This window comes from Phyllobacterium sp. RCAM01083 (assembly GCF_055685835.1).
In genome coordinates, this window is sequence record NZ_JBVFZN010000004.1 from 320,281 (window position 1) to 340,994 (window position 20,714).

Annotated in this window: 18 protein-coding genes and 1 pseudogene; 8 read left to right on the top strand and 11 right to left on the bottom strand. The window is 57.3% G+C overall.

All coding sequences use genetic code 11. The features are described 5' to 3' along the window. Window positions 1-3 precede the first annotated feature (3 nt). From ACZ25R_RS05635 to ACZ25R_RS05655, 5 genes are read right to left on the bottom strand one after another with little or no spacing between them, the layout of a single operon-like run. On the bottom strand, window positions 4-837 hold the full coding sequence (locus ACZ25R_RS05635; protein WP_472460353.1) for a carbohydrate ABC transporter permease: 834 nt from the start codon (window positions 835-837) through the stop codon (window positions 4-6). After that, window positions 834-1,757: a carbohydrate ABC transporter permease gene (locus ACZ25R_RS05640; RefSeq protein ID WP_472460354.1), complete on the bottom strand. Its 924-nt coding sequence runs from the start codon at window positions 1,755-1,757 to the stop codon at window positions 834-836. Before ACZ25R_RS05640 ends, ACZ25R_RS05635 begins: the two co-directional genes overlap by 4 nt. Window positions 1,758-1,800: 43 nt before the next feature. Continuing rightward, on the bottom strand, window positions 1,801-3,003 hold the full coding sequence (locus ACZ25R_RS05645) for an ABC transporter substrate-binding protein (RefSeq protein ID WP_472460355.1): 1,203 nt from the start codon (window positions 3,001-3,003) through the stop codon (window positions 1,801-1,803). A 25-nt stretch (window positions 3,004-3,028) separates the two neighbouring features. Further along, window positions 3,029-4,015 (bottom strand): alpha/beta hydrolase, encoded by a 987-nt coding sequence (locus ACZ25R_RS05650; RefSeq protein ID WP_472460356.1) that lies wholly within the window; start codon window positions 4,013-4,015, stop codon window positions 3,029-3,031. Next, window positions 4,012-4,704: a GntR family transcriptional regulator gene (locus ACZ25R_RS05655; protein ID WP_472460357.1), complete on the bottom strand. Its 693-nt coding sequence runs from the start codon at window positions 4,702-4,704 to the stop codon at window positions 4,012-4,014. Before ACZ25R_RS05655 ends, ACZ25R_RS05650 begins: the two co-directional genes overlap by 4 nt. A 101-nt stretch (window positions 4,705-4,805) precedes the next feature. On the opposite strand from ACZ25R_RS05655, the gene ACZ25R_RS05660 reads away from it, so the two are divergent. From ACZ25R_RS05660 to ACZ25R_RS05670, 3 genes are all read left to right on the top strand, one after another. After that, on the top strand, window positions 4,806-5,888 hold the full coding sequence (locus ACZ25R_RS05660) for an ABC transporter ATP-binding protein (RefSeq protein ID WP_472460358.1): 1,083 nt from the start codon (window positions 4,806-4,808) through the stop codon (window positions 5,886-5,888). Between the two features lie 167 nt (window positions 5,889-6,055). Continuing rightward, a complete protein-coding gene (locus ACZ25R_RS05665) occupies window positions 6,056-7,930 on the top strand; it encodes an ABC transporter ATP-binding protein (protein WP_472460359.1) in 1,875 nt (624 codons plus the stop codon). Further along, on the top strand, window positions 7,927-9,825 hold the full coding sequence (locus ACZ25R_RS05670; protein WP_472460360.1) for an ABC transporter ATP-binding protein: 1,899 nt from the start codon (window positions 7,927-7,929) through the stop codon (window positions 9,823-9,825). The genes ACZ25R_RS05665 and ACZ25R_RS05670 overlap by 4 nt, the downstream gene beginning before the upstream one ends. 33 nt (window positions 9,826-9,858) lie before the next feature. Here ACZ25R_RS05670 and ACZ25R_RS05675 read toward each other — a convergent pair whose 3' ends face one another. From ACZ25R_RS05675 to ACZ25R_RS05700, 6 genes and pseudogenes are all read right to left on the bottom strand, one after another. Beyond that, window positions 9,859-10,962, bottom strand: a complete 1,104-nt coding sequence (locus tag ACZ25R_RS05675; protein WP_472460525.1) for a S53 family peptidase — start codon at window positions 10,960-10,962, stop codon at window positions 9,859-9,861. Window positions 10,963-11,151: 189 nt separating this feature from the next. Continuing rightward, window positions 11,152-12,699 (bottom strand): annotated as a pseudogene (locus tag ACZ25R_RS05680) (S10 family peptidase); the annotation flags it as partial. Window positions 12,700-12,916: 217 nt separating this feature from the next. Beyond that, complete coding sequence (locus ACZ25R_RS05685) at window positions 12,917-13,381, bottom strand: SRPBCC domain-containing protein (protein WP_288193008.1); 465 nt, start codon at window positions 13,379-13,381, stop codon at window positions 12,917-12,919. Beyond that, window positions 13,378-13,731 carry an ArsR/SmtB family transcription factor gene (locus ACZ25R_RS05690; protein ID WP_472460361.1) on the bottom strand — a complete coding sequence of 118 codons (354 nt, stop codon included), beginning with the start codon at window positions 13,729-13,731 and terminating at the stop codon, window positions 13,378-13,380. Before ACZ25R_RS05690 ends, ACZ25R_RS05685 begins: the two co-directional genes overlap by 4 nt. Window positions 13,732-13,818: 87 nt before the next feature. Further along, on the bottom strand, window positions 13,819-14,736 hold the full coding sequence (locus ACZ25R_RS05695) for a cation diffusion facilitator family transporter (protein ID WP_472460362.1): 918 nt from the start codon (window positions 14,734-14,736) through the stop codon (window positions 13,819-13,821). A 176-nt stretch (window positions 14,737-14,912) separates the two neighbouring features. Then, window positions 14,913-15,719, bottom strand: a complete 807-nt coding sequence (locus ACZ25R_RS05700) for a helix-turn-helix transcriptional regulator (RefSeq protein WP_463012533.1) — start codon at window positions 15,717-15,719, stop codon at window positions 14,913-14,915. Window positions 15,720-15,903: 184 nt separating this feature from the next. Here ACZ25R_RS05700 and ACZ25R_RS05705 point away from each other — a divergent pair, with 184 nt between their 5' ends. From ACZ25R_RS05705 to ACZ25R_RS05725, 5 genes are all read left to right on the top strand, one after another. Next, window positions 15,904-16,992 carry an ABC transporter ATP-binding protein gene (locus ACZ25R_RS05705; protein WP_288193012.1) on the top strand — a complete coding sequence of 363 codons (1,089 nt, stop codon included), beginning with the start codon at window positions 15,904-15,906 and terminating at the stop codon, window positions 16,990-16,992. A 26-nt stretch (window positions 16,993-17,018) separates the two neighbouring features. Then, complete coding sequence (locus tag ACZ25R_RS05710; protein WP_472460363.1) at window positions 17,019-18,179, top strand: polyamine ABC transporter substrate-binding protein; 1,161 nt, start codon at window positions 17,019-17,021, stop codon at window positions 18,177-18,179. Between the two features lie 76 nt (window positions 18,180-18,255). Then, on the top strand, window positions 18,256-19,122 hold the full coding sequence (locus tag ACZ25R_RS05715) for an ABC transporter permease (RefSeq protein WP_472460364.1): 867 nt from the start codon (window positions 18,256-18,258) through the stop codon (window positions 19,120-19,122). Next, window positions 19,122-19,934, top strand: a complete 813-nt coding sequence (locus tag ACZ25R_RS05720; protein WP_472460365.1) for an ABC transporter permease — start codon at window positions 19,122-19,124, stop codon at window positions 19,932-19,934. Before ACZ25R_RS05715 ends, ACZ25R_RS05720 begins: the two co-directional genes overlap by 1 nt. A gap of 15 nt (window positions 19,935-19,949) precedes the next feature. Continuing rightward, complete coding sequence (locus tag ACZ25R_RS05725; RefSeq protein ID WP_472460366.1) at window positions 19,950-20,711, top strand: SDR family NAD(P)-dependent oxidoreductase; 762 nt, start codon at window positions 19,950-19,952, stop codon at window positions 20,709-20,711. The last annotated feature ends 3 nt before the right edge of the window (window positions 20,712-20,714 follow it).

Genomic DNA, 20,714 nt, shown 5'->3' on the forward strand with positions numbered 1-20,714 from the left:
GGGTCATCCCTTCACCGCACCTTGGGTAAGGCCACCGATGAGACGGCGTTGGACGAGAAGGAAAAGGAGGGTGGCAGGCAGCGCACCGACAACGCCACCTGCTGCAAGCAAACCCCACTCGATCTGGTACTCGCCGATCAGGGTCTGGATCGCTACGGTAACCGGCCGGACACTGCGGCCTCCCAGCGTCAAGGCATAGAGGTACTCGTTCCAGGCGGTGATGAAGATGTAGATACCGGTCGAAATGATGCCGGGCATCGCCAGGGGCAGAACGATGCGCCGCAGGGCCTGAAGCCGCGAACAGCCATCGATCATGGCCGCCTCGTCGAGGCTGCGCGGAATGGCACCGACATAGCTGGTCAGCATCCAGACGGCAAAGGGAATGGCAACCGTCGAATTGGCAAGGATCAGCCCGATATGGGTATCGAGAATACCGATCTTCCGCATAAGGACGAAGAGCGGCAGGATCAGGAGCACGATCGGGAACATGTTGACCAGCAGGAACTGCAGCATGATCAGCTTGCGTCCGGCAAACCGGAAGCGCGACAGTGCATAGGCTGCGGTAACCGAAACGACGAGCCCGAGGACAACGGTGCCGCCGGCGATGATCAGGCTGTCCAGCATGTTGTGAAGAAATGAAGTTTGCCGGAGAAGCCGGGCATAATTGTCGATGCTCCATCCCGATGGTGACAAGGATACACCGGACGCAGACAGCTGCGCGGTCGGCGTGAGCGAAGTCAGGATCATCCAGACAAATGGCCCTATGGCGAGAAGGATGATCAGGACAACGGGAATGTCGGTTGTGAGAATGCGCCGGAGTGTCGAGGGCTTGTTCATCTTTCCACCTCGCGCAGCGTGCGGACGATATAGACCGCAACGATCGCCCCGAGCAGAAGTGTGAAGGTCACGGCGATCGCTGTCCCGTAACCGAAGTCGAGATTTTGACGCGCCTTGATGAAGGCGTAGAGCGGCAGCGTGTGCGTTGCATAGCCCGGGCCGCCGCCGGTCATTACAAAAATCACGTCCATGGAATTGGCAACCCAGATGATGCGCAACAATCCTGCGGTTGCCAGCACGGGCGCAATTCCCGGCAGCGTTATATGGACGAACTGCCGCCAAGGGCTGGCGCCGTCGATAGAGGCGGCTTCATACTGACTTTGCGGAATGCCTTGCAGGCCAGCCAGGATCATCACTGCGAAAAACGGAAAACCCTGCCAGGTCAGCGTCGCGATTACCGCATAGAGCGCGAGGTGGGGATCGGCGAGCCAGGGCACCGTCGAATGAATGATGGAGAGATAGAGCAGGATATCGTTGAGCACCCCTGTGGTCGGGTCATAAATCCAGCGCCACATCAAAGCGATGACCACACTTGGCAATGCCCAGGGAATGATGACCAGCGCCCGCGCCAGGCCACGCCAGGGAAATTCCCGGTTGAGCAGAAGTGCCGTGACAAGACCAAGCCCCATCTGCAACGGAACCGTCAGACCGATCCAGATCGCCGTGTGGCCAAGCGACGTCCAGAACACCGGATCACGCAGAAGTTTGACATAGTTGCCAAAGCCAACGAAGCGATTGGCGTTCGGCTTCCACAGGATGACATCATAGAAGCTGGTGACAACCGCCTGGACCATCGGAAAAAACACGATGAACAATGTCACCAGCACAGCAGGCGCCAGCAAAGCATAGGGCATCAGCCTGCTGCGGAGCGGGCGCGCCTGCGTGAAATCGTCCGGTGCTGATGGTGCGAGCGTGGACATGGGCTGACTTTCTGGCGGTGCCAATGACGGGAACCTGCACGCGCTATTGCGCGAACAGATTCTCGAGTTGCTCCATCATCTGCTGCGAGGTGATCTGGCCGGTCAGCGCCTGCTGCATTGACGTCTGCCACGCGGTGTTGACGAACTCTGCCGTAGCGGTGCTTTGCGGCAAGACGTGTGCAAAGGGCAAGGACTGGACCGTGGCGTCAACAAACCGGCGTTCGTGCAGGGTCCAATGTTCAGCTCCGCTCTTGGTCACGGTCATCTGCCCGGTTGCCTTGTTGAAGGCCACGTTGTTTTCAGCTTCCGCCAGGAAGGAAATCCACTTCCACGCAGCGTCCTTTACCTGTGACGACGAAAAGATCGCCAGGGATTCGTCGCCATAGGAGGTCCACTGCTTGCCGCCGCATTTGGGGACGGGAACTGCGGATACCTTGTCGCCGAGCGCTTTGACCAGGTCATTCGACGAGCCGATATGGTGAATGGTCATGGCTGTCTTGCCGGCCTTGAATGCCGCGACAATTTCCTGGAAGCCGTCATTGGGGGCCGATGGCGGGATGACTTTGTCCTTTTGGAACAGATCAATCAACCACTGGTTGGCGGCAATAGCCGCTGGCGTGGTCAAACCACCCGGCTTGAGTTCCGCCCCTTGCGAAAAGACAAATGCTCCCCACTGATCCCAGCCGCCCTTGCCGCCACGCAGGCCAAAGCCATAGGTGTCAGGTGCCTTGGTCAGCTTTTGCGCTGCCGTGCGAAACTCCTCGCAGGTGGCGGGTGGATTGAGGTTCGCGTCCTTGAACAGATCGGCACGATAGTAGAGATAAAGCACGACATACTGGATCGGCAGATAGTATTGCTGCCCGTCCGGTCCCTTGTTCAACTCCAGCAGATTGTCCAGCAGGTCGGCTTTACCTGACCATGCATTGATACGGTCGCCGAGTGGCTCGAGTGCACCCATTTCCGCCAGTCTTGGCTGCGCGAAAAGCTTGACCATTCCGGCGTCCGGCGCGTTGCCGCCGACCAGCGACGTGTAGAGATTATCGTAATAACTGTTCCATGGAACGTTCTCAGCGTCGATCTTGATATCCGGGTTCTTGGCCTGGAATTTTGCCACAAGATCCGACATCGGATTTTCCGGATTGTCGAAATGATACCAGAATCGTACCGTTTCAGCCGCGTTGGCCGTGCTGATCGCCAAGCCGGTCAGGAATGCGCAGCTGATACCCAGCTTCTTGAGAATGCTCATTGTTTCCTCCACGTTTATTATGCATTTATCGATTGCCGCCGATCATTCCCCGGGCAGCTTCACCAGCCGCCTTAAGCACCTCCCGCGCTGCCGCCAGTTCGTTGGTGTTTTGCAGAAATCCATGCGTGACCCCCGGCACCACCAACAGGGGATCATCGCGGCCGACCGCCTTCAGCCGTTCGGCCAGACGAAGCGTATCGGACAGCAACGGGTCGACCCCGGCAGCCATGAGATAGAGCGGCGGCAGGGCGCGCAGCGCGTCATCATCGGCCTGAAGCGGAGCAGCCAATGGATTGCGCCGCGCCTGATGATCCGCGCAGTACCAGTCCCAGTAACGTTGCATTTTACCAAGCGTCAGCCCCGGACCATCGGCAAAGCGCCGATAGGACTCCGTATTGAAATCGGCATCAAACGTGCCGTAAAATAGCAGTGCGCCCGATGGCAGCGGCCGTCCCGCCTTCTGTTCGTGCATGATCGCTGCGAGCGCGAGATTTGCACCGGCTGAATCCCCCGAGATGATCAGCGGCCCCGCCGATACGCCTGCGGGAGATGTTGCAGTGAATGCAGCACGCAGGCAGGCGATAACGTCGTGCAAACCCGCTGGAAACGGATGTTCCGGAGCAAGACGGTAATCGGGAACGAGCACGGGCATCCTGGTCTCATTGGCTAGAACGCGGGCACACCGCTCATGCGTCTCGGGGCTGCAAAAGGCAAAGCCGCCGCCATGAACAAAGAGGACGGCACCGGCACCCGCCCCGTGCGGAACAAGAACGCGCAGGCGGCAGGCCGAGGAGCCAAGCTCTGCGTCAGCGGCAACAACGACTTCCGTTGCCCCGGCAAGCGGCGGCAGATCGACGTTGTTCCGCTCATTCGCGCGTTCGGATTGTGCCCTGCCCTCGGCGGGCGTCAGCAACGTAGGATCGGATTGCGGTCCCAACGCGCGTTCCGCGCGAAGCAGCACCTCACGCATATCCGCCGAAAGCTCATCGCTGAAACCGGGCGCGACGCTCATTGATCCGCGTCCGGCAATACGGTCGGCCCGAAGTCAACGATTGTCACGATATGGTGACGCAAGGTTTGCGTCGCAACCGAAATATCGCCCTGCTCGATGGCCTCTATTATGACGCGATGCCGCAACGCCGTGGCCATAAGATCGCGGGAACCGATACTTCTCGATATCTTGAACCGGTGATTGTGAACGAGGCAGCGATGAAGGATCGGATCGAGCGCTGGAAGATCGGCATCGCGAAAGATTCTGCGATGAAAATCCCGGTCAAATGCCGCCAGTTGCAGCTCGTCATCGACCTTCGCCGCGTCGACCATATCGTTTGCGATTTCGTTCAGGTCGGCGATCAGCGTGCGGCTCTTGTGGCGCAGAACCCGGATGATGCCGTTGCACTCGATCTGCTGCCTCACCCGGAACATCTCGACCGCTTCATCGACGGTGCAGGCTGACACCAGCGTACCGCGGTGCCCCTGACGCCACACGAGCCCCTCTTCCTGCAATTGCAACAGCGCCTCCCGAACCTTGCCCTGGCTGCACTGGAAGCGGGCTGCAAGGTCGAGTTCCGTCAGCGGCTCTCCGGCACGCAATTCACCAAGCATGATATCGCGCTTGAGCGAGTCGAACACGGCGGATGCCTTGGAGACGGCCGGATTGCGCGACGGACGGATTGGCCGCGAAGCGATGGGGTCGGACACTGCTGGCTCTCCTGTCAAGTTGCGGACTGCACGAATTATCATTATTGATATTGATATCGATAATGGAAGTCAATAACGTATTGGCGGAGGAGGAACAACACATGACAGCGATCAGTCTGAAGCAGATCAAAAAGCTCTATGGCACGGTTCCCGTGATCCACGGTGTCGACATTGACATTGCGAGCGGCGAATTTCTGGTTCTCGTTGGTCCATCCGGTTGTGGAAAATCCACCCTGCTGCGCATGATTGCCGGACTGGAGGAAATCAGTTCAGGCGAATTGAAGATTGGTGACACGACGGTCAACACACTGCCGCCATCGGATCGTGACATAGCCATGGTCTTTCAGGATTACGCGCTCTATCCGCATATGAGCGTTGAGGAGAACATGGCATTTGGACTGAAGATGCGCAGTGAACCCGCCACCGAAATTGACAAGCGCGTCGCAGGCGCCGCAGACATCCTCAAACTTCAGGATTATCTCGAACGGCGTCCAGCACAACTTTCGGGCGGACAGCGCCAGCGTGTCGCCATGGGGCGCGCTATCGTCCGCCGGCCAAAGGCCTTCCTGTTTGACGAGCCGCTATCGAACCTTGACGCAGCGCTGCGCGTCGAGATGCGGCTGGAGATCGCCAAGCTGCATCGCCGGATGCAGGCGACGACGGTCTATGTCACGCACGATCAGGTCGAAGCGATGACATTGGCGGATCGGATCGTGGTAATGAACGCCGGTCATATCGAGCAGATCGGCCAGCCGCTTGACCTTTATCGCAAACCGGCAAGCCTGTTCGTTGCACGCTTCATCGGCAGCCCGACGATGAATACCTTCCCTGCCCAGGTCATCGAATCCGGTGGTAACCGCCTGGTCGTGCAGTTGCCGGCAGGCAAGGCCTCGGTCGAAATCTTGAACAGATCATATGAAACAGCAAAAATGGTTACCTTCGGCATCCGGCCGGAAGATCTTGCGACCTGCGACGCCGCGGAAGCATGGTTCAGCGGCGAACTGGTGGTGGTCGAACGGCTTGGGAGCCAGACCTTCGGTTACCTCGATGCCGGAACGGAGAAATTGATCACCGTCGAATTTCCGAGAACCGCGGACATTCGCGTCGGCGAGCGGATCTCCATCAAGGGTGATGGTTCCCACATCCATCTGTTCGACATCGACAGAGGAAAGCGGATCAATTGACAGGCTAGCGAACCACACTTACTGCGCTTAACGGGGGATGAGGTTCGGGCCAACAATATGGCCCTTGAACCCTGCCTGGGAATCAGCAAAGAATCATAGCCGCACTGTATTGAACAGCCCCGTTTCTGCGGCCTGTATTCATATAATCAAATGGTTTGGAAAACACTGTGAGCAGCAACGCATTCAAGCGGGCGGCGAGTCATTCGGATTCGTTGGCGCACGCAAATGCAGCGGGGTGGGGTCAAGGCTTCTCCACCCTTGTCCGAATTACCCATATGACGCTTCGCCATCCCTGGCAGACGACATTTGCTATCGGAGCCACCGTGATTGCGGCCAGTCTCCAGCTGATGATCCCCAAGCTCCTGGGCCGTGCCATCGACGAGACCCAAACGGCCATGGCTGGAGGAACCGCTGGCACGATTGCGCAGGATGCCCTGCTCGTGACCGCTTTCGTCCTTTTGGCGGTCAGCATTCTGCGCGGCGTCTTCACCATGATTCAGAACTATTATAGCGAGGCCGTGGGCCATCATATGGGTTACGAGTTGCGTCTGGCCTGTTATGAGAAAATCCAGCGGCTCAGTTTCAGTTTTCATGACAGCGTTCACTCAGGCGATCTCATCACGGTCGGCATGCTCGATCTCGAGGGGGTGCGCATGTATTTCTCCACGGCGCTGATACGCACAGTTCTCCTGTCCATTCTGATCGGCATCGGCGCCTATATGCTCTTGTCGACGGATTTCACTTTGGGGCTTGTTGCGTTGAGTTTTGTGCCCTTCGTCGCATGGCGCTCGTCGGTTACACAGTTGCGCTTGCGGGCGACATGGCTCGATCTGCAAGAGCGATTGTCGGTGCTCACAAGGGTCATGGAGGAAAATCTCGGCGGCATTCGCGTGGTGCGCGCGTTTGCGGCAAAGGATCATGAGCTGGCAAAGTTTGACAAGGCTTCGCAAACAGCACTCGATCTTGCCCACGAACGTGTCGGTATCCGCGTCAGAAATACCAGTGCCATGACGCTTTCCTTCTTTGCCGCCATGGGCCTCGTGCTGTGGGTTGGTGGCAACAAGGTCGTTGCAGGTGAAATCACCGTGGGAACGCTGACCTCGTTCCTGACATTCATGACGATCCTGCAAATGCCCGTGCGCCAGCTTGGCTTGATGGTCAACTCCTATGCCCGTGCCTCCACATGCGGAACACGCATCTTTGCGCTTCTCGACCTTGATGTCGCGATCAAGGACCCCGTAAATGCCAGGGAGCTTGCCATATCGGATGGGCTGTTGCGTTTTGAAGATGTTGGCTTCTCCTATCCGCAGCTCAGCAACCGGCCGGTCTTGCAGCATCTGAGTTTCGAAGCCCGGCGCGGTGAAACCGTTGGCATTGTCGGCAAACCAGGCAGCGGAAAAAGCACGTTGGCGCATCTCATTCCACGTTTTTACGATGCAACCAGCGGCAGGATCACCATCGACGGACAGGATATTCGCAGCGTGACGCTGGAATCACTGCGCCGCGCGGTCGCGGTCATTCAGCAGGACGCATTTCTGTTCACGACGACAATCGAAAATAACATCGCCTATGGTGATCCATGGGCGGAAGAGCCGAGAATCGAACGGGCAAGCGAGTCCGCGCAGCTGCATAATTACGTCCTCGGCCTGCCCATGGGCTATGGCACAATCGTCGGTGAACGCGGCGTTTCATTGTCAGGCGGACAGCGGCAGCGCCTTTCCATCGCGCGCACCCTCATGCTCAAGCCGGCGGTCATGGTGTTCGACGATTCAACGGCTGCAATCGATGCCGGTACGGAACAGCGCATCCGCATCGCCATGCGCCGCTACGCCAAGGACCGGGTGACAATCGTTGTGGCGCACCGCCTGAGTTCATTGATGCATGCCGATCAGATTCTATTCATCGAGGACGGCCAGATCGTTGAACGCGGGACCCATGAAAGCCTGCTCGCGGCAGGCGGCCGCTACAAGGCACTTTACGATTTGCAGGTTCGCCCCGGTGACGGTCTCGCCGCAATGGAAAAAACGGAGATGGGATCGTGAGCGACGAGAATGAGACGGAGCGCAATGACGTTCGCGACGATGGACGCCGCCCGCCCCGCGCCGTTGTGGGATCGCACCGGATCGAAGAGGAAATGTTCGGCAAGGTTTTCGATGGCAACATCGTCAGACGGATCTGGGCGTTCGTGGCACCTTACAAGATGCAGATGCTCATTGCCGTTGGTGCAGTGCTGACATTTACAGCCACGCAATTGATGATCCCGCTTATCATCCGCTACGCAATCGACCACGGCATTGCGCCAGGCGGCAATCACGCCGCGCTTGCCTATGCGATCGTTGCATTTGCTCTGGCGATACTTGTCAATTTCGTTGCCAGCTATATCCAGGAAACCGTAGTCGGACGTGTCGCGGAAGACGTCCTGTTTGACATTCGCCGGGCGATGTTCTCGCATCTCCAGCGCGTTTCCCTTTCCTTCATGGACAAGACCGAGGTTGGACGGCTGATGTCGCGGCTGCAGGGCGACGTGAACTCGATGCAGGAGTTTCTTGAGACCTCCGTGCTGTCGGTTGGCGATATCACCCTGCTCTTCGGCATTGTCTTCGTCATGCTGTATCTGGATTTTCGCCTTGGGCTTTTGACCCTTGCCGTGCTTCCCATTTTGTTCGTCGTGCGCATTTTCTGGCTGCCCCGTGCCCGGATCGCCTTCATGGCCGCGCATGAAACCAATTCAGTCACCAACGGTGCTCTGGCTGAAACCATCCACGGCGTGCGCGCCGTTCAAAGCATGGGACGCCAGAGAGTCAATTTCATGCTCTACAATGACAAAGCCCATGCCAATCTGATGACGCATCTCAGAGCAGCAAAATATGCTCAGGTCATGGTGCCAATTGTCGATTCACTCACCGGCGTTGCCATGGCGCTCGTCATTGTCGTCGGCGGCGCGCGCGTGCTCAATCAGGCGCTTGACGTGGGTGTCATGGTCGCGTTCCTGTTTTACATCCAGCGCTTCTTCGATCCGATCCGCTCCCTGACCCTGCAATATTCGGTGATGCAGCGCGCAATGGCGTCGGGACAGCGGCTGACCGAAGTTCTGGATGTGCCGATCAGCATCACCGATGCACCGGATGCACGGGTTCTCACGCCGGACACCGATGGATCGGTCGAGTTCCGCAACGTCGTTTTCGGCTATAATCCGAAGCATCCGGTTCTGAAAAATGTCAGCTTCAAGGTCAACCCGGGCGAGACGGTGGCGCTCGTTGGCCCCACTGGTTCCGGCAAGTCGAGTGCAATGGCACTCATTCACCGCTTCTATGATGTCCAGCAGGGACAGGTTCTGGTGGGCGGCCATGACGTGCGGAATCTGACCCAGGATTCCCTCGGTCAGCAGATCGCAATGGTCCTGCAGGAGCCGTTTCTGTTCACCGGAACTGTTTTCGAAAACATCCGCTACCACAAGGACAGCGCATCACTCGGCGATGTCATCGAGGCGGCCAAGGCCGTCGGCGCGCACGAGTTCATCATGAATCTTGCCGAGGGATACCAGACTGAACTGGGCGAGCGTGGTGGAAATCTTTCGCTTGGCCAGCGTCAGCTGATCAGCTTTGCCCGCGCACTGGTGGCCGATGCCAAGATCCTCGTTCTTGACGAGGCCACGGCAAATATCGACAGCTACACCGAGATGCTCATCCAGAAGGCCCTCGTCAAGCTGCTGGAGAACCGCACCGGGCTTGTGATCGCCCACCGCCTCGCCACCATTCGCGAAGCTGATCGCATCATCGTCCTGCAAAATGGACAGATGATCGAGATGGGAGACCATGATGCCCTTATGGAGAATGGCAAACTCTATGCGCAGCTCTACAATCTCAACTATTCATCCTTCGATGATATTCCGGCCGTCGAGCCCGAATGGGGCCAGGCCAAGGATTCCGGCACGTAGCGAATTCACCACGGATGGCAGTGCCGGCAATAGCTATTTCGCGGGCGCCCGTTTGCGGACAGTTCGAGCCTGCGGAACGCGTTTGTCCGGTGACGGTTCCATGCGCGGCTTGCCGGTGAGCTCCCCCTCGACAAAGGTGAGATAAACGGAGCCGCTCCAACCGTCAGGAACGATCCTCGGCAGTGCCGACGGTTCCAGATGAAGCATCCCGGCAGCCGGGGCATCAAACAAGGCGGCGAGTTTCGAACCGATAGGCGAACCGATGCCCGTACATGGGTCGGGACCGATGCGTGCCCGGTAATAGCCATTGTCACCCACAGTGATATCGTTGAAGCACATATGGTTCAGCCAGAGTTTGGGCGTGACAAAACCAAGTTTACGGCCAAAAGCAGCAAACAGGCCTGCATAGAGAGGTGCCACCGCGCTGGTACCGCCGACGACCATCGTCTGCCCGTGCACGCAAATCTCATAACCGGTGCGCGGATCGGCATGCGCCGAGACATCAGGCACCATACGGCCCGGCCCGTGCGGCGCACCGGCCTCCCACGGTTGCGGCGCAAACAATGTCGAGAAGCCGCCGCCCGTCCCATTGCCGTCCGGATTGCCCGGATCTTCATTCCAGACCACTTCACCTGCAGCCGATTTGGAGGTTCCACCGCAGCCAATCACATTCGGGCAGGACGCAGGCATGTCGACATTGGCCGGAGTGCTGCCACCATCACTTGAATTATTGTCGCCAGCTGCCGCGAAAACCACCATGCCCGCTGTTGTCGCCGCCTGCGCGGCAGCTTGCATCTGGGCAACCAGGTCCTGGCTGGTGCCCTGTCCGGCCTTGACCCAAAGTGCCTCATCGGCACCCCAGGAAAGCGAGCAGATATCGCAGCCATCCGCTGCCGCCGCCCGCACCGCCGCGGCGATTCCACTGGGCTGAGGCGACGCCCAGTAAACCCGGATCGAGGCCGGCCGGCCGGTTGCCGCATAATAGGACGCGGCCGCGATCTGAATGTCGAGTGCAACCTCGACATCGGCATCCCCAGACCGGCCATTGTTCCTATTGGGATTGTTCCCGGCACCGGCAACCGGCACATCAACGATCTGAGGCACAGGCTGTCCCAGCGCTGCAAAATACGCGTCCATGTCGCTCGCAACCCAGCCGCCGCCAAGCTCAACAATGGCAATCACACCGCCGCCGAGAAGGTTTTGCGGCCAGTCATAGGCCTTGCAAAGATCAGGAACGCCCCAGCTTGCCAGTACCGCCTGGCCACGGCCGGTCTTCTGCGCCTCGACAGGATTTCGAAGTTTGAAATAAGGCCTGCAAATGGCAGACTGTTCGCTGCGTAGCGCCTGGGCAATGAACCGGGCCCTTGTGCTGTCGTAGAAAACACTAAGATCAGCTTTCAACGCGGTCCGGGATTCGCCATCAAGATAAATCATGTGTCCCGACGGATAGTTGCGAATAGTCAGATTGGCGCGCACCGACGGATTAGTGAGCGGCATAGCCGCCAATGTCAGCGCCGTCTGGAAGAATGGCGTGACGGAATCATAATAGCCGTTGGCTGAAAACACCTTGAGACTGGGATTGAGCGCCATCACCGCCGCCAGATCGCCGGCCGTATAGAGAACCGGGTTGCCATTGGCATCCTTGCCGCCTCTCTGCGCGCCCGTTGGATCGATGTGGCCGAAATCCCAATTTTGAAAAGCCTGATCGTTGAGATCGGCGAAGGGTGACAGAGCCGTGAATTTCAACTCATCGTTCAGATAGGTATTCCACATGGCGGTGTAGACGCCGCTCACGGCGGTCATCGTCGGGTCATTGCCGCCGGAATTAGGGTCAATCTGACCGGCAATTCCCGTATCGATGGCAGTCACCCTTCCATCATAGGCCCCAAGCGCCAGCCCCCGATCCTGCAGGAGGGTCGTCAGGAAGAGGAGATTGGCACCATTGTTCGCCTCGACGTTCAGGCTCCAGGACGTGAGGACGACGGGCGAAATGCCGAGATAATCACTCAGCGTCTGCAATGTCGCCGCGTCAAACTCGGGAAAATCCGTCAAAGCCTTTGCATAAGGGCCTTGCGCGAAGGCCTTCACCGTATCCATGAAGGCAGGCAGCGGCGGCCGCACCCCTACATTGACTTTATTATGATACCAGGCGTCTGCCGCCAATGTCGGCAACAGTCCAACCGGATTGCCGGTTTGCGTATAATCGAGGATCGACGACTGCAGCGTCAGGCCGTTGATATCGACACCGTCTTCATGCAGCATCCATGCCAATACACAGGTGCGGGGCGTGCCATAGGATTCACCAAAGAGGAATTTGGGTGAATTCCACCGATCAAAGGCGGTCAAATAGCGCTTGATGAATTGCGCGATCGAGCGCGCATCCTGATCGACACCCCAAAAATCCCGGTTCCGGTTCGGCGCGATTGCGCTTGAGTAGCCGGTGCCAACGGGATTGATAAACACCAGATCGCTGCGATCCAGCAGACTGTCCGGATTGTCCTCGATGGTATAGGGAGCGGGCGGCGTAAAATCGGGCATATTGGTCTTGATACGGCGCGGCGCAAACGACCCGAGCAGCAGGAACACCGACGAGGACCCCGGGCCGCCATTGTAGAAAAAAGTGACCGGGCGCGTCGATGGATCGACACCATCAGCGGCAAAACTGACGTAGAAGAACGCCGCTGCCGGCTGCGCACTGGATGGATTAACGGTAACCAGATGGCCGGCACGCGCTGTATAGGGAATTGTCTTGCCGCCAATCACTGCCACGTGGTGAGTAACCGCAGCATTCTCTGCCGCACTTGCAACGGAATCATCAGGCCCTGCGCCGTAAGGCGTGGTATCGAGAACGGGTTGGTCTGAGGGAGATTCTTCAACAGATGAAACCTCGGTCATGGATCACACTCCGATACTAGGTAACATTTTCTCTGCTGCTTTGATCCTAGACCTCAAGCTTTGCCCTGTAAATCAGATAGGCGCCGCTTGGAGGCGACGCCATCTTGATCCTGCCCCCCGCAGAGCGGATGGCACCGCGTGCCCTGGATTTGCGGGAGGGTGAGCGGCGCTTTTGCCACCGCCCTGTAGAAACAGCCTAGATCAATCCCTCCAGCCGGACATAACTCGCTTCCATGCCGTGCTCCATGCCGCTTGCCAGCATCATCGATCGCGTTTCAGCGTCAGGCAAAGTCATACGCATGGTCATCAGCGTACCGGATCCGTCCGGATCGAACCGCGTTTCCACATGGTTGTCTGGCGTCGTGTCTGGAAGATGCATCCGCTCGATATGTACAATGCGGCTATAAGGCTCCAATTCCAGATATTCGCCTGTCAGATAAAAGCCACTGCCGTCAGGGCCTTTCCATTCAAATCGGATCTTCCCGCCAGGGCGCGCCTCGTTAGTGCAGACGGGCATTGTCCATCCGTCCGGCCCAAGCATCCATCTTTGAATCAGCGTTGGCTCTATGTGTGCACGGTAAACGGCTTGAGGCGGCGCATTGAAATGCCTCGTCACCACAACATGCAGATCACCCTCGGTCTTGATCGTTAGTTTGCTCATTTCAATTCCTCTCCGTTCTCAACCATGTCCGCCAGGACTCCATCGAGCCTGTCGTAGTTCTGAGCCAGTGCATCCCTCAGCATCGCAAGCCATCGATCGACGGTTTCGATCCCGGCGCCCGATAACCGGCACGGCCGCTTCGTGCCTTGAATCCGCCGGACAATCAGCCCTGCATTTTCGAGCACCTTCAAATGCCGAGAAATTGCTGGCTGGGTCATCGCGAAGGGTTCCGCCAACTGCATCACCGTCTCCTCGCCATGCGCCAGGCGCGCGAGAATTGCCCGGCGTGTGGGGTCGGCCAGCGCCAAAAATGCAGCATCGAGATTTGTCTCGTCAGTTGAAATATTCATAACATACTTGTTATATAACATATTCGTTATAGTCAATAGGGAGTACACGTCTTGACACCGGATGGGGCATGATGTCCCAGCCTGCGGTCAGACCGCCCATTCCAGATCAGTGGTGAATGCAATTGTCAGCCACCGGTCTGTGCTTTCGTCGCCTATGGCTTCGCCGATCTCATCCCGGATACTATCCCATTCCTCAAGGCGCCTTGACGGCCACCCCATAGGGACAATGAAGTACAGCTCAATCTGCTTTCCGCGTCCGACCTTTGCCACATAGGCACGGTAGGAAACGAAGCCATATCGCTCAACAAAATGTTGCGCGACGGTATCGACATGCGATTTCAGCGCCGGGGGCGTGATCAGAAAGATATCGGCCAGTGCCTGCCTGATCGTGCCGATGGGAAGTGGAATGATAACGACGCAAACGAGGGCAAGGACTGCCGGATCAATATAGGGGGTGATCCAGTCGAGCCGCGTTCCCTCTATTGCATAGCCAACGGAAAATGCCACCAATAGTGCAGCGGTAATGCCCCCGGACATAATCCAGGCCTTGGCATCCAAAGCGACAAAGTCGGAACGCAGACGTTTATTCATTTTCATTTCAACGACTGCCATGACCGTGCAGGCAACGAGAGCAACGGCGGCATAGAAAATAGCGAAGCTGAACTCGAGATCGCGGCCGCCGCTCATCAGGCTGCCGATCGCATTGATCAATGCGTAAATCGCAACGCCAGATAGCATAATGCCGTTGAGGCCAAGTACCATGGGTTCAAGATGCCAAAAGCCCATTGTGAACCGTTCCCGGAGTTTTCCGGTTGGAACAGCGGATAATGCGATCAGCCGCGCAACCCCCAGAGCCAGCCCGCTCATCGCGGCATCGGCCAGCATGTAGACACCGTCAAATACGATGGAGAAAGACCCTGCCAGCAAGCCGAATATCACGCCAAAGCCCGCGACACAGATTGTAACAGCTATAGATATGCGAAGAATGCCCTGTTCGCTGTTCAACGGTGGCCTCCGGTCATGAGTGTCGGAATGATATCCCGGCGAACCGTATCACCATCACAAGATGACCGACAAGGATTCCGGGCAGGCAACACACTTGCGCATAAACATTCTGATATAAAATCCGTCCGCGCCCCGCGGGACACCGAGCATCGGCGAATGCCCGGCGCCCCCCAAATTTAATGCTCGCCCAACTTCTTCAAGTAGATGGAAAGAAGTTGGGTCTGGGACGATATGCCGAGCTTGCGGTAAACATTACGCCGGTGAACCTTTACAGTGCCCATGGTGATCGAAAGCCGCAATCCGATAGATTCTGACGAGTGCCCTTGCAGCACAAGTTCGATGATCGCCGCCTCGCGATCCGTCAGGTTGAGATCACGCCACACTGTGTCAGCGGCATTTAACTTGTCCTTGCGACGCCCTTTCCTTTGCTTTGCAACGGCGGCGTCAAAGAGAAGGCCGATATCCTGATAATAGTGTTTCACCAGTCGTGCGATCAGCGGCTCAGCCTTGCGCAATAGCGAAAGATCTTGCGTTGCAAAGGGACCTGTTTCTTCGCGCCGCATCAGCGAAAGCACAATTGTCAGGTCCTGCGCGATGGGAACGAAGAAGCCAATTTCCTCGGCAAGTCCTGTCTGAACGTAATAGGTGCGATAGTACTCGCTGGAAAAAAAGCGGTCTGGTGCAAGCTCGCGCATGCGCCAGACTCCGGACCTCGCCTCGCGGGCGTTGTGATAGAAGGGATCGAGGAGATAGGGGCCCATTTGATACAGATTGACGAAAATGACCTGCTCCGCCGGATCAAAGGTGCTGTAAAGATCAATGGGGCGTTCATTCCCGCGATAAGCAAACATCACCACGTGATCGAACTTGACGAGCGAGCGCATCATCTGGCGAAAAAGATCGCCAAACTCATGCGACAGCATTGTCGATCTGCCTACAAACCGGCGAAACACATCGAATAGCGTTTCAATATCGACGCTCATCGTGCCGGCCCCTCATCTTTTCATAACCGCAATTGCATATACACCTTACATTGGTATTGGCCTGATGAAATACCTCTTTTGGGGTATATACCGCACAGCCACGGATTGGCTACTTTGCTGGTCATGACGGTGGCAAAGGCAGCGCAGACTGACCAATGTAACTTAAAAGCCGCAGGGGACTAATGTGACATCTCATTCAGTGAACGACATCGAGTTTCGGTCGGTCAGCAAATCCTATGGCGCCGTGACCGCTGTCTCCGATATTAATCTCCAGGTCCCAAAGGGCGCATTCGTCGCTTTGCTCGGCCCTTCCGGTTGCGGCAAGACGACGTGCCTGCGTATGATTGGCGGTTTCGAACAGCCCACGACGGGCGACGTCCTGATCAACGGCAAACCCATGAACGGTGTCCCGGCCCACCAGCGGCCCGTGAACATGGTGTTTCAGCAATACGCGCTCTTTCCGCATTTCAATGTCGAACAGAATGTCTCCTACGGGCTAAGGCAGGCCCGCCCGAAGATCAGTGCGCCCGAGATATCCCGCCGTGTTGGCGAGGCGCTGGAAATGGTGCGGCTTGGCGGGTTCGGCAAGCGCCGTATCCATGAAATGTCCGGTGGACAGCAGCAGCGCGTGGCCTTGGCGCGCGCATTGGTCAATAAGCCGTCCGTGCTGCTTCTGGACGAACCGCTTGCGGCACTCGACAAGAAATTGCGCACGGCCATGCAGATCGAACTGCAAACATTGCAGCGCGAACTGGGCATCACCTTCGTTCTGGTAACCCATGACCAGGAAGAGGCCCTCTCCATGAGCGACCTTGTCTGTGTGATGAATGCGGGACGCATCGTACAGCTTGCAGCCCCGCAGGAAGTCTATGACAAACCGCGGGATCTCTTTGTTGCCGACTTTGTCGGCAAGACCAATCGAATAGCTGCAACAGTCGAAGCAGATGGTGCCACGCTGCGCCTTGCGGATGGGAGTGCCCTGTCGATAGGGGAAAGGAGCGCACTGCCTCCTGGCGCAGTGACCCTGGCGCTACGCCCAGAGGCCATCACCTTGCATCGACAGAACCAATCGATCTCGGGCCGGCTTTCAGGGGTTGTAACCCATCGCATCTTCCTTGGATCATCGGTTGAATACTCGGTTTCCGTCAACGGGCTTGGCAATTTCCTGATCACCGCCGATCGGCATGTTCTCTCGGAGAGCAGCCTGGTTGAGCCCAATGAAAGGGTTGTGCTGAGCTTCAACCCCGACGCTGCGCATATCTTTCCGGCCTGAACAATATCAAAAAAGGGAACATCTTCATGCCTAAAAACTATAGAGAGAATGCCCCAATAACAGCTGCACAGTTCATGGATGAGTTGATGCGCCTCAAACGCGGGTCCGTCTCCCGCCGGCACTTCCTGGGCGTTACCGGACTTGGTCTGGCCTCCGCAGTGCTGGCAGGCCAGACCGGCTTGCTCTCGTCTCCGGCCTTCGCCGAAGACCTTGGCAAGCAGATGTCGATCGCCACCTGGCCGAACTATCATGATCCTGCAACGTTTGAAGCTTTCACGGCGAAAACCGGCGTTGCAGTCGAAGTCAATGTTTTTGGTTCGAATGAGGAAATGCTGGCGAAACTGCAGGCCGGAGGCACCGGCTGGGACCTGTTTGTACCAACCAACTACACCATCTCCACCTATGTAAAGCTTGGCCTGATCGATCCTCTCGATATGTCGAAGCTGACCAATTACAGCCCTGCCACAGAAACGGCGCGCTTCACCGCCGAGGGGACTATCAGCGGCACGACCTATGCGGTGCCAAAAAACTGGGGCACGACCGGAATTGCCCTCAACTCAAAGAAAATCAAAACACCCGTAGCGAGCTGGAAGGATTTCTTCGAGGTCGCACAAAATGAGGCCGACACGCGCACTATCGTGCATGACTATCAGCTCACGACAATCGGCAGTGCTCTGGTTTCGCTCGGCTACTCCTTCAACTCCGTCAAACCTGACGAACTGGCCAAGGCAGAAGCACTTCTGGTGAAGGTCAAACCGCACCTCTATGCCATCAACAGCGATTATCAGCCGGCCATGCGCGCAGGAGACGCATGGATGACCATGTGCTGGACCAATGATGGTGCGCAGCTCAACCGCGATGTGCCGGAAATCAAGTTTGTCCTTGGCAAAGATGGCGGTGAGATCTGGTCGGACTTCTATGCCATCCCCAAAAGCGCCGCGAACAAACCGGCGGGTTACGCTCTGTTGAACTACCTCATGAATCCAGCCAACGCCGTCAAGGAGCATATCGCCAATGGCGCTCCGACAACTGACAGCCGCGTGCTTTCGCTTCTTCCGAAGGAAATTACCTCCAACACCATTGTCTATCCCCCGGATGGTCAACTGACCCCGCTGGAGTTCGGCGCGGCGGTCACGCTGACCGATCCCGCCCGAGCCGAGGTCATGGCGCGCTTCAAGTCAGCCTGACAACACACCTTGTCCTTCTCTCGGCACTCCGTAGTCGAGAGAAGGACGGGCACATCATCCATACAAGAGATATCCGATGGCATTGGCTACAAACACGAAACGAAGGATGGTCACCGCATCGCTTGTCGCACCGGCTGTAGCCTGGCTTTTCATTTTCCTCGTGCTGCCCTTCATTGCCATGCTGGTTTTTTCAGTCGGAGAGCGCGCACCTGAAGGCGGATATCAACCGGCCTTCACATTCGCACAATTTGCCAATCTGCCCTCGCGCGCTGCGGCTTTCTGGAATACGCTCTTTCTCGCGCCTGTCGGCGCCTTCATCTGCCTGATTGTCGCTTATCCGGTTGCCTACTATCTCGCAGTCAAGGCCAATCCCCGGTATCGGCTCCTGCTTGTTTCACTGGTCATTGTCCCATTCTGGACCAGCCTTTTGGTGCGCACCTATGCCTGGATGTATCTCCTCGGCTCCCGCGGCATTCCCAATCTTCTGAGCATGGTCGGTTTCGACGACGTGCGCATCCTCAACACCCATGGCGCCGTCCTTCTTGGTATCGTTTACGGCTATCTGCCGCTGATGATCATGCCCATCTATGTCAGTCTGGAAAAGCTTGATCGTCGCCTTCTCGAAGCGTCCGCTGATCTGGGTGCCAAACCGGTCTCCACTTTTTTCAGTATCACACTGCCACTCTCCCTGCCCGGGGTGATGACAGGATTGTCGCTCGTCACGATCCTGCTGCTCGGCGAGTATTTGATCCCGCAACTTCTTGGTGGCGGCAAGGTGTTTTTCATTGGCAATGCCCTCGTCGATCTCTTCCTGCAGTCGCGCAACTGGCCATTCGGATCGGCAATCGCCGTCACACTGGTGATTTCAGTGGTTTTCGTGCTGCTCATTGCCATGCGTATTGCCTGGAAGGTCGCGGGAACCAGACAAGTGGACCTCGTTTGATGCGTGCTTTTATTTCGGCAGTCTATGTGTTCCTCTACGCACCGATCGCGCTCGTGGTGCTGTTTTCCTTCAATGCCGGGCGCAACGCCAGTGAATTCACCGGCTTCTCAACGATGTGGTATGGCAAGGCTCTGGGCAACACGTTTCTCGTTGCCGCACTGCAGAACAGCCTCATCATCGCCCTGACAAGCGCGACGCTGGCCGCCATATTCGGCACAATGGCAGCCATCGGGATGGAGCGGTTGGGCACCCGCACGCGCGCCGTGCTTGATGGTCTGTTTGCAGCCGCCATCGTCGTGCCGGGCGTGGTGATCGGCATTGCAACACTGGTCGCATTGGTGGAAGTTTTCTCCTTTCTCAATCCGCTGCTCAACGCCATTTGGCCTGGTGCCAATCCGCCGCAGCTTGGCCTTGGCTACGGATCGATTGTCGCCGCGCACGGGCTCTTTTCGATGGCATTGGTGACCATGATCGTGAAGGCGCGCATCGCCAGTCTTGGCCGCGACATCATTGAGGCCTCAAGCGATCTCTACGCAACGCCGCTGACCACTTTTCGATTGGTGGTGCTGCCGCAAATCCTGCCGTCGGTGCTGGCGGGCTTTCTGCTCTCGTTCACATTTTCCTTCGACGATTTCATCATCGCCTTTTTCGTCGCCGGTTCCAAAACGACTTTGCCCATCTATGTCTTCGCGTCCATTCGCCGAGGTGTTACCCCGGAGATAAATGCCATTGCCACGCTGGTTCTGGTCGCCTCGCTGATGATGATCCTGATAGCCCGCATTCTGATGCGTGAGAAAAAAACAACAAACTGACACACAGGAAACCCCATGATCCTCAGAGATCGCGTTGCTATAGTCACCGGAGCCGGCTCCGGAATCGGTGAAGCCGGTGCCGCCATTCTGGCGCGCGAAGGCGCCCATGTGGTCGTCGTTGATATCAATGCAGCGAACGCGGAAATCGTCGTGGACCGCATTTGCAAGGCGGGCGGACACGCGGAAACTGCTGTTGTCGACGTGACCGATGATGAGGCGCTTGCGGCAAGTATATCTTCAGTGGCCGCCAGGCACGGGCGCATTGATATTTTGCACAACCATGCCGGAGCACAGATTGCCGGCAACCTCGAGCAGGTGCCGGTTGAAGGGTTCGACCGGTCCTGGAGCCTCAATGTTCGGGCGCATTTCATGGCCTCCCGTCTTGTCATGCCGGTGATGAAAGCCGCGGGCAGAGGCGTCATACTCAATACATCATCGTCGTCCGGCGTGCTCTATGATCGCGAGATGATTGCATACACGACCACCAAACACGCTGTCATCGCGATGACCCGCCAAATGGCCGGCGACTACGCGCGATTTGGAATCCGTGTGAACGCGCTTTGCCCCGGTTGGGTTGACACCCCCTTCAACGAACCTTTCATCGGCCAAATGGGCGGACGCAGTGCAATAGAAGCCTATGTTCAACAGCAGGTTCCATTGGGGCGCTGGGCAGATGTCGAGGAAATAGCCGAATCGATCCTGTTTCTGGTTTCAGATCGTTCGTCCTACATTACCGGGCAAGCGCTCGTGGTGGATGGTGGAGAAACGATCTCCTGAGCG

What these genes read in the sequence shown, in the direction of transcription:
- ACZ25R_RS05640 (WP_472460354.1), bottom strand. Translation starts at nt 1,757, where the DNA reads ATGTCCACGCTCGCACCATCAGCACCGGACGATTTCACGCAGGCGCGC.
- ACZ25R_RS05715 (WP_472460364.1), top strand. Translation starts at nt 18,256, where the DNA reads ATGGCATTGGCTACAAACACGAAACGAAGGATGGTCACCGCATCGCTT.
- ACZ25R_RS05675 (WP_472460525.1), bottom strand. Translation starts at nt 10,962, where the DNA reads ATGGACGCGTATTTTGCAGCGCTGGGACAGCCTGTGCCTCAGATCGTT.
- ACZ25R_RS05720 (WP_472460365.1), top strand. Translation starts at nt 19,122, where the DNA reads ATGCGTGCTTTTATTTCGGCAGTCTATGTGTTCCTCTACGCACCGATC.
- ACZ25R_RS05700 (WP_463012533.1), bottom strand. Translation starts at nt 15,719, where the DNA reads ATGAGCGTCGATATTGAAACGCTATTCGATGTGTTTCGCCGGTTTGTA.
- ACZ25R_RS05685 (WP_288193008.1), bottom strand. Translation starts at nt 13,381, where the DNA reads ATGAGCAAACTAACGATCAAGACCGAGGGTGATCTGCATGTTGTGGTG.
- ACZ25R_RS05650 (WP_472460356.1), bottom strand. Translation starts at nt 4,015, where the DNA reads ATGAGCGTCGCGCCCGGTTTCAGCGATGAGCTTTCGGCGGATATGCGT.
- ACZ25R_RS05660 (WP_472460358.1), top strand. Translation starts at nt 4,806, where the DNA reads ATGACAGCGATCAGTCTGAAGCAGATCAAAAAGCTCTATGGCACGGTT.
- ACZ25R_RS05635 (WP_472460353.1), bottom strand. Translation starts at nt 837, where the DNA reads ATGAACAAGCCCTCGACACTCCGGCGCATTCTCACAACCGACATTCCC.
- ACZ25R_RS05710 (WP_472460363.1), top strand. Translation starts at nt 17,019, where the DNA reads ATGCCTAAAAACTATAGAGAGAATGCCCCAATAACAGCTGCACAGTTC.
- ACZ25R_RS05690 (WP_472460361.1), bottom strand. Translation starts at nt 13,731, where the DNA reads ATGAATATTTCAACTGACGAGACAAATCTCGATGCTGCATTTTTGGCG.
- ACZ25R_RS05725 (WP_472460366.1), top strand. Translation starts at nt 19,950, where the DNA reads ATGATCCTCAGAGATCGCGTTGCTATAGTCACCGGAGCCGGCTCCGGA.
- ACZ25R_RS05645 (WP_472460355.1), bottom strand. Translation starts at nt 3,003, where the DNA reads ATGAGCATTCTCAAGAAGCTGGGTATCAGCTGCGCATTCCTGACCGGC.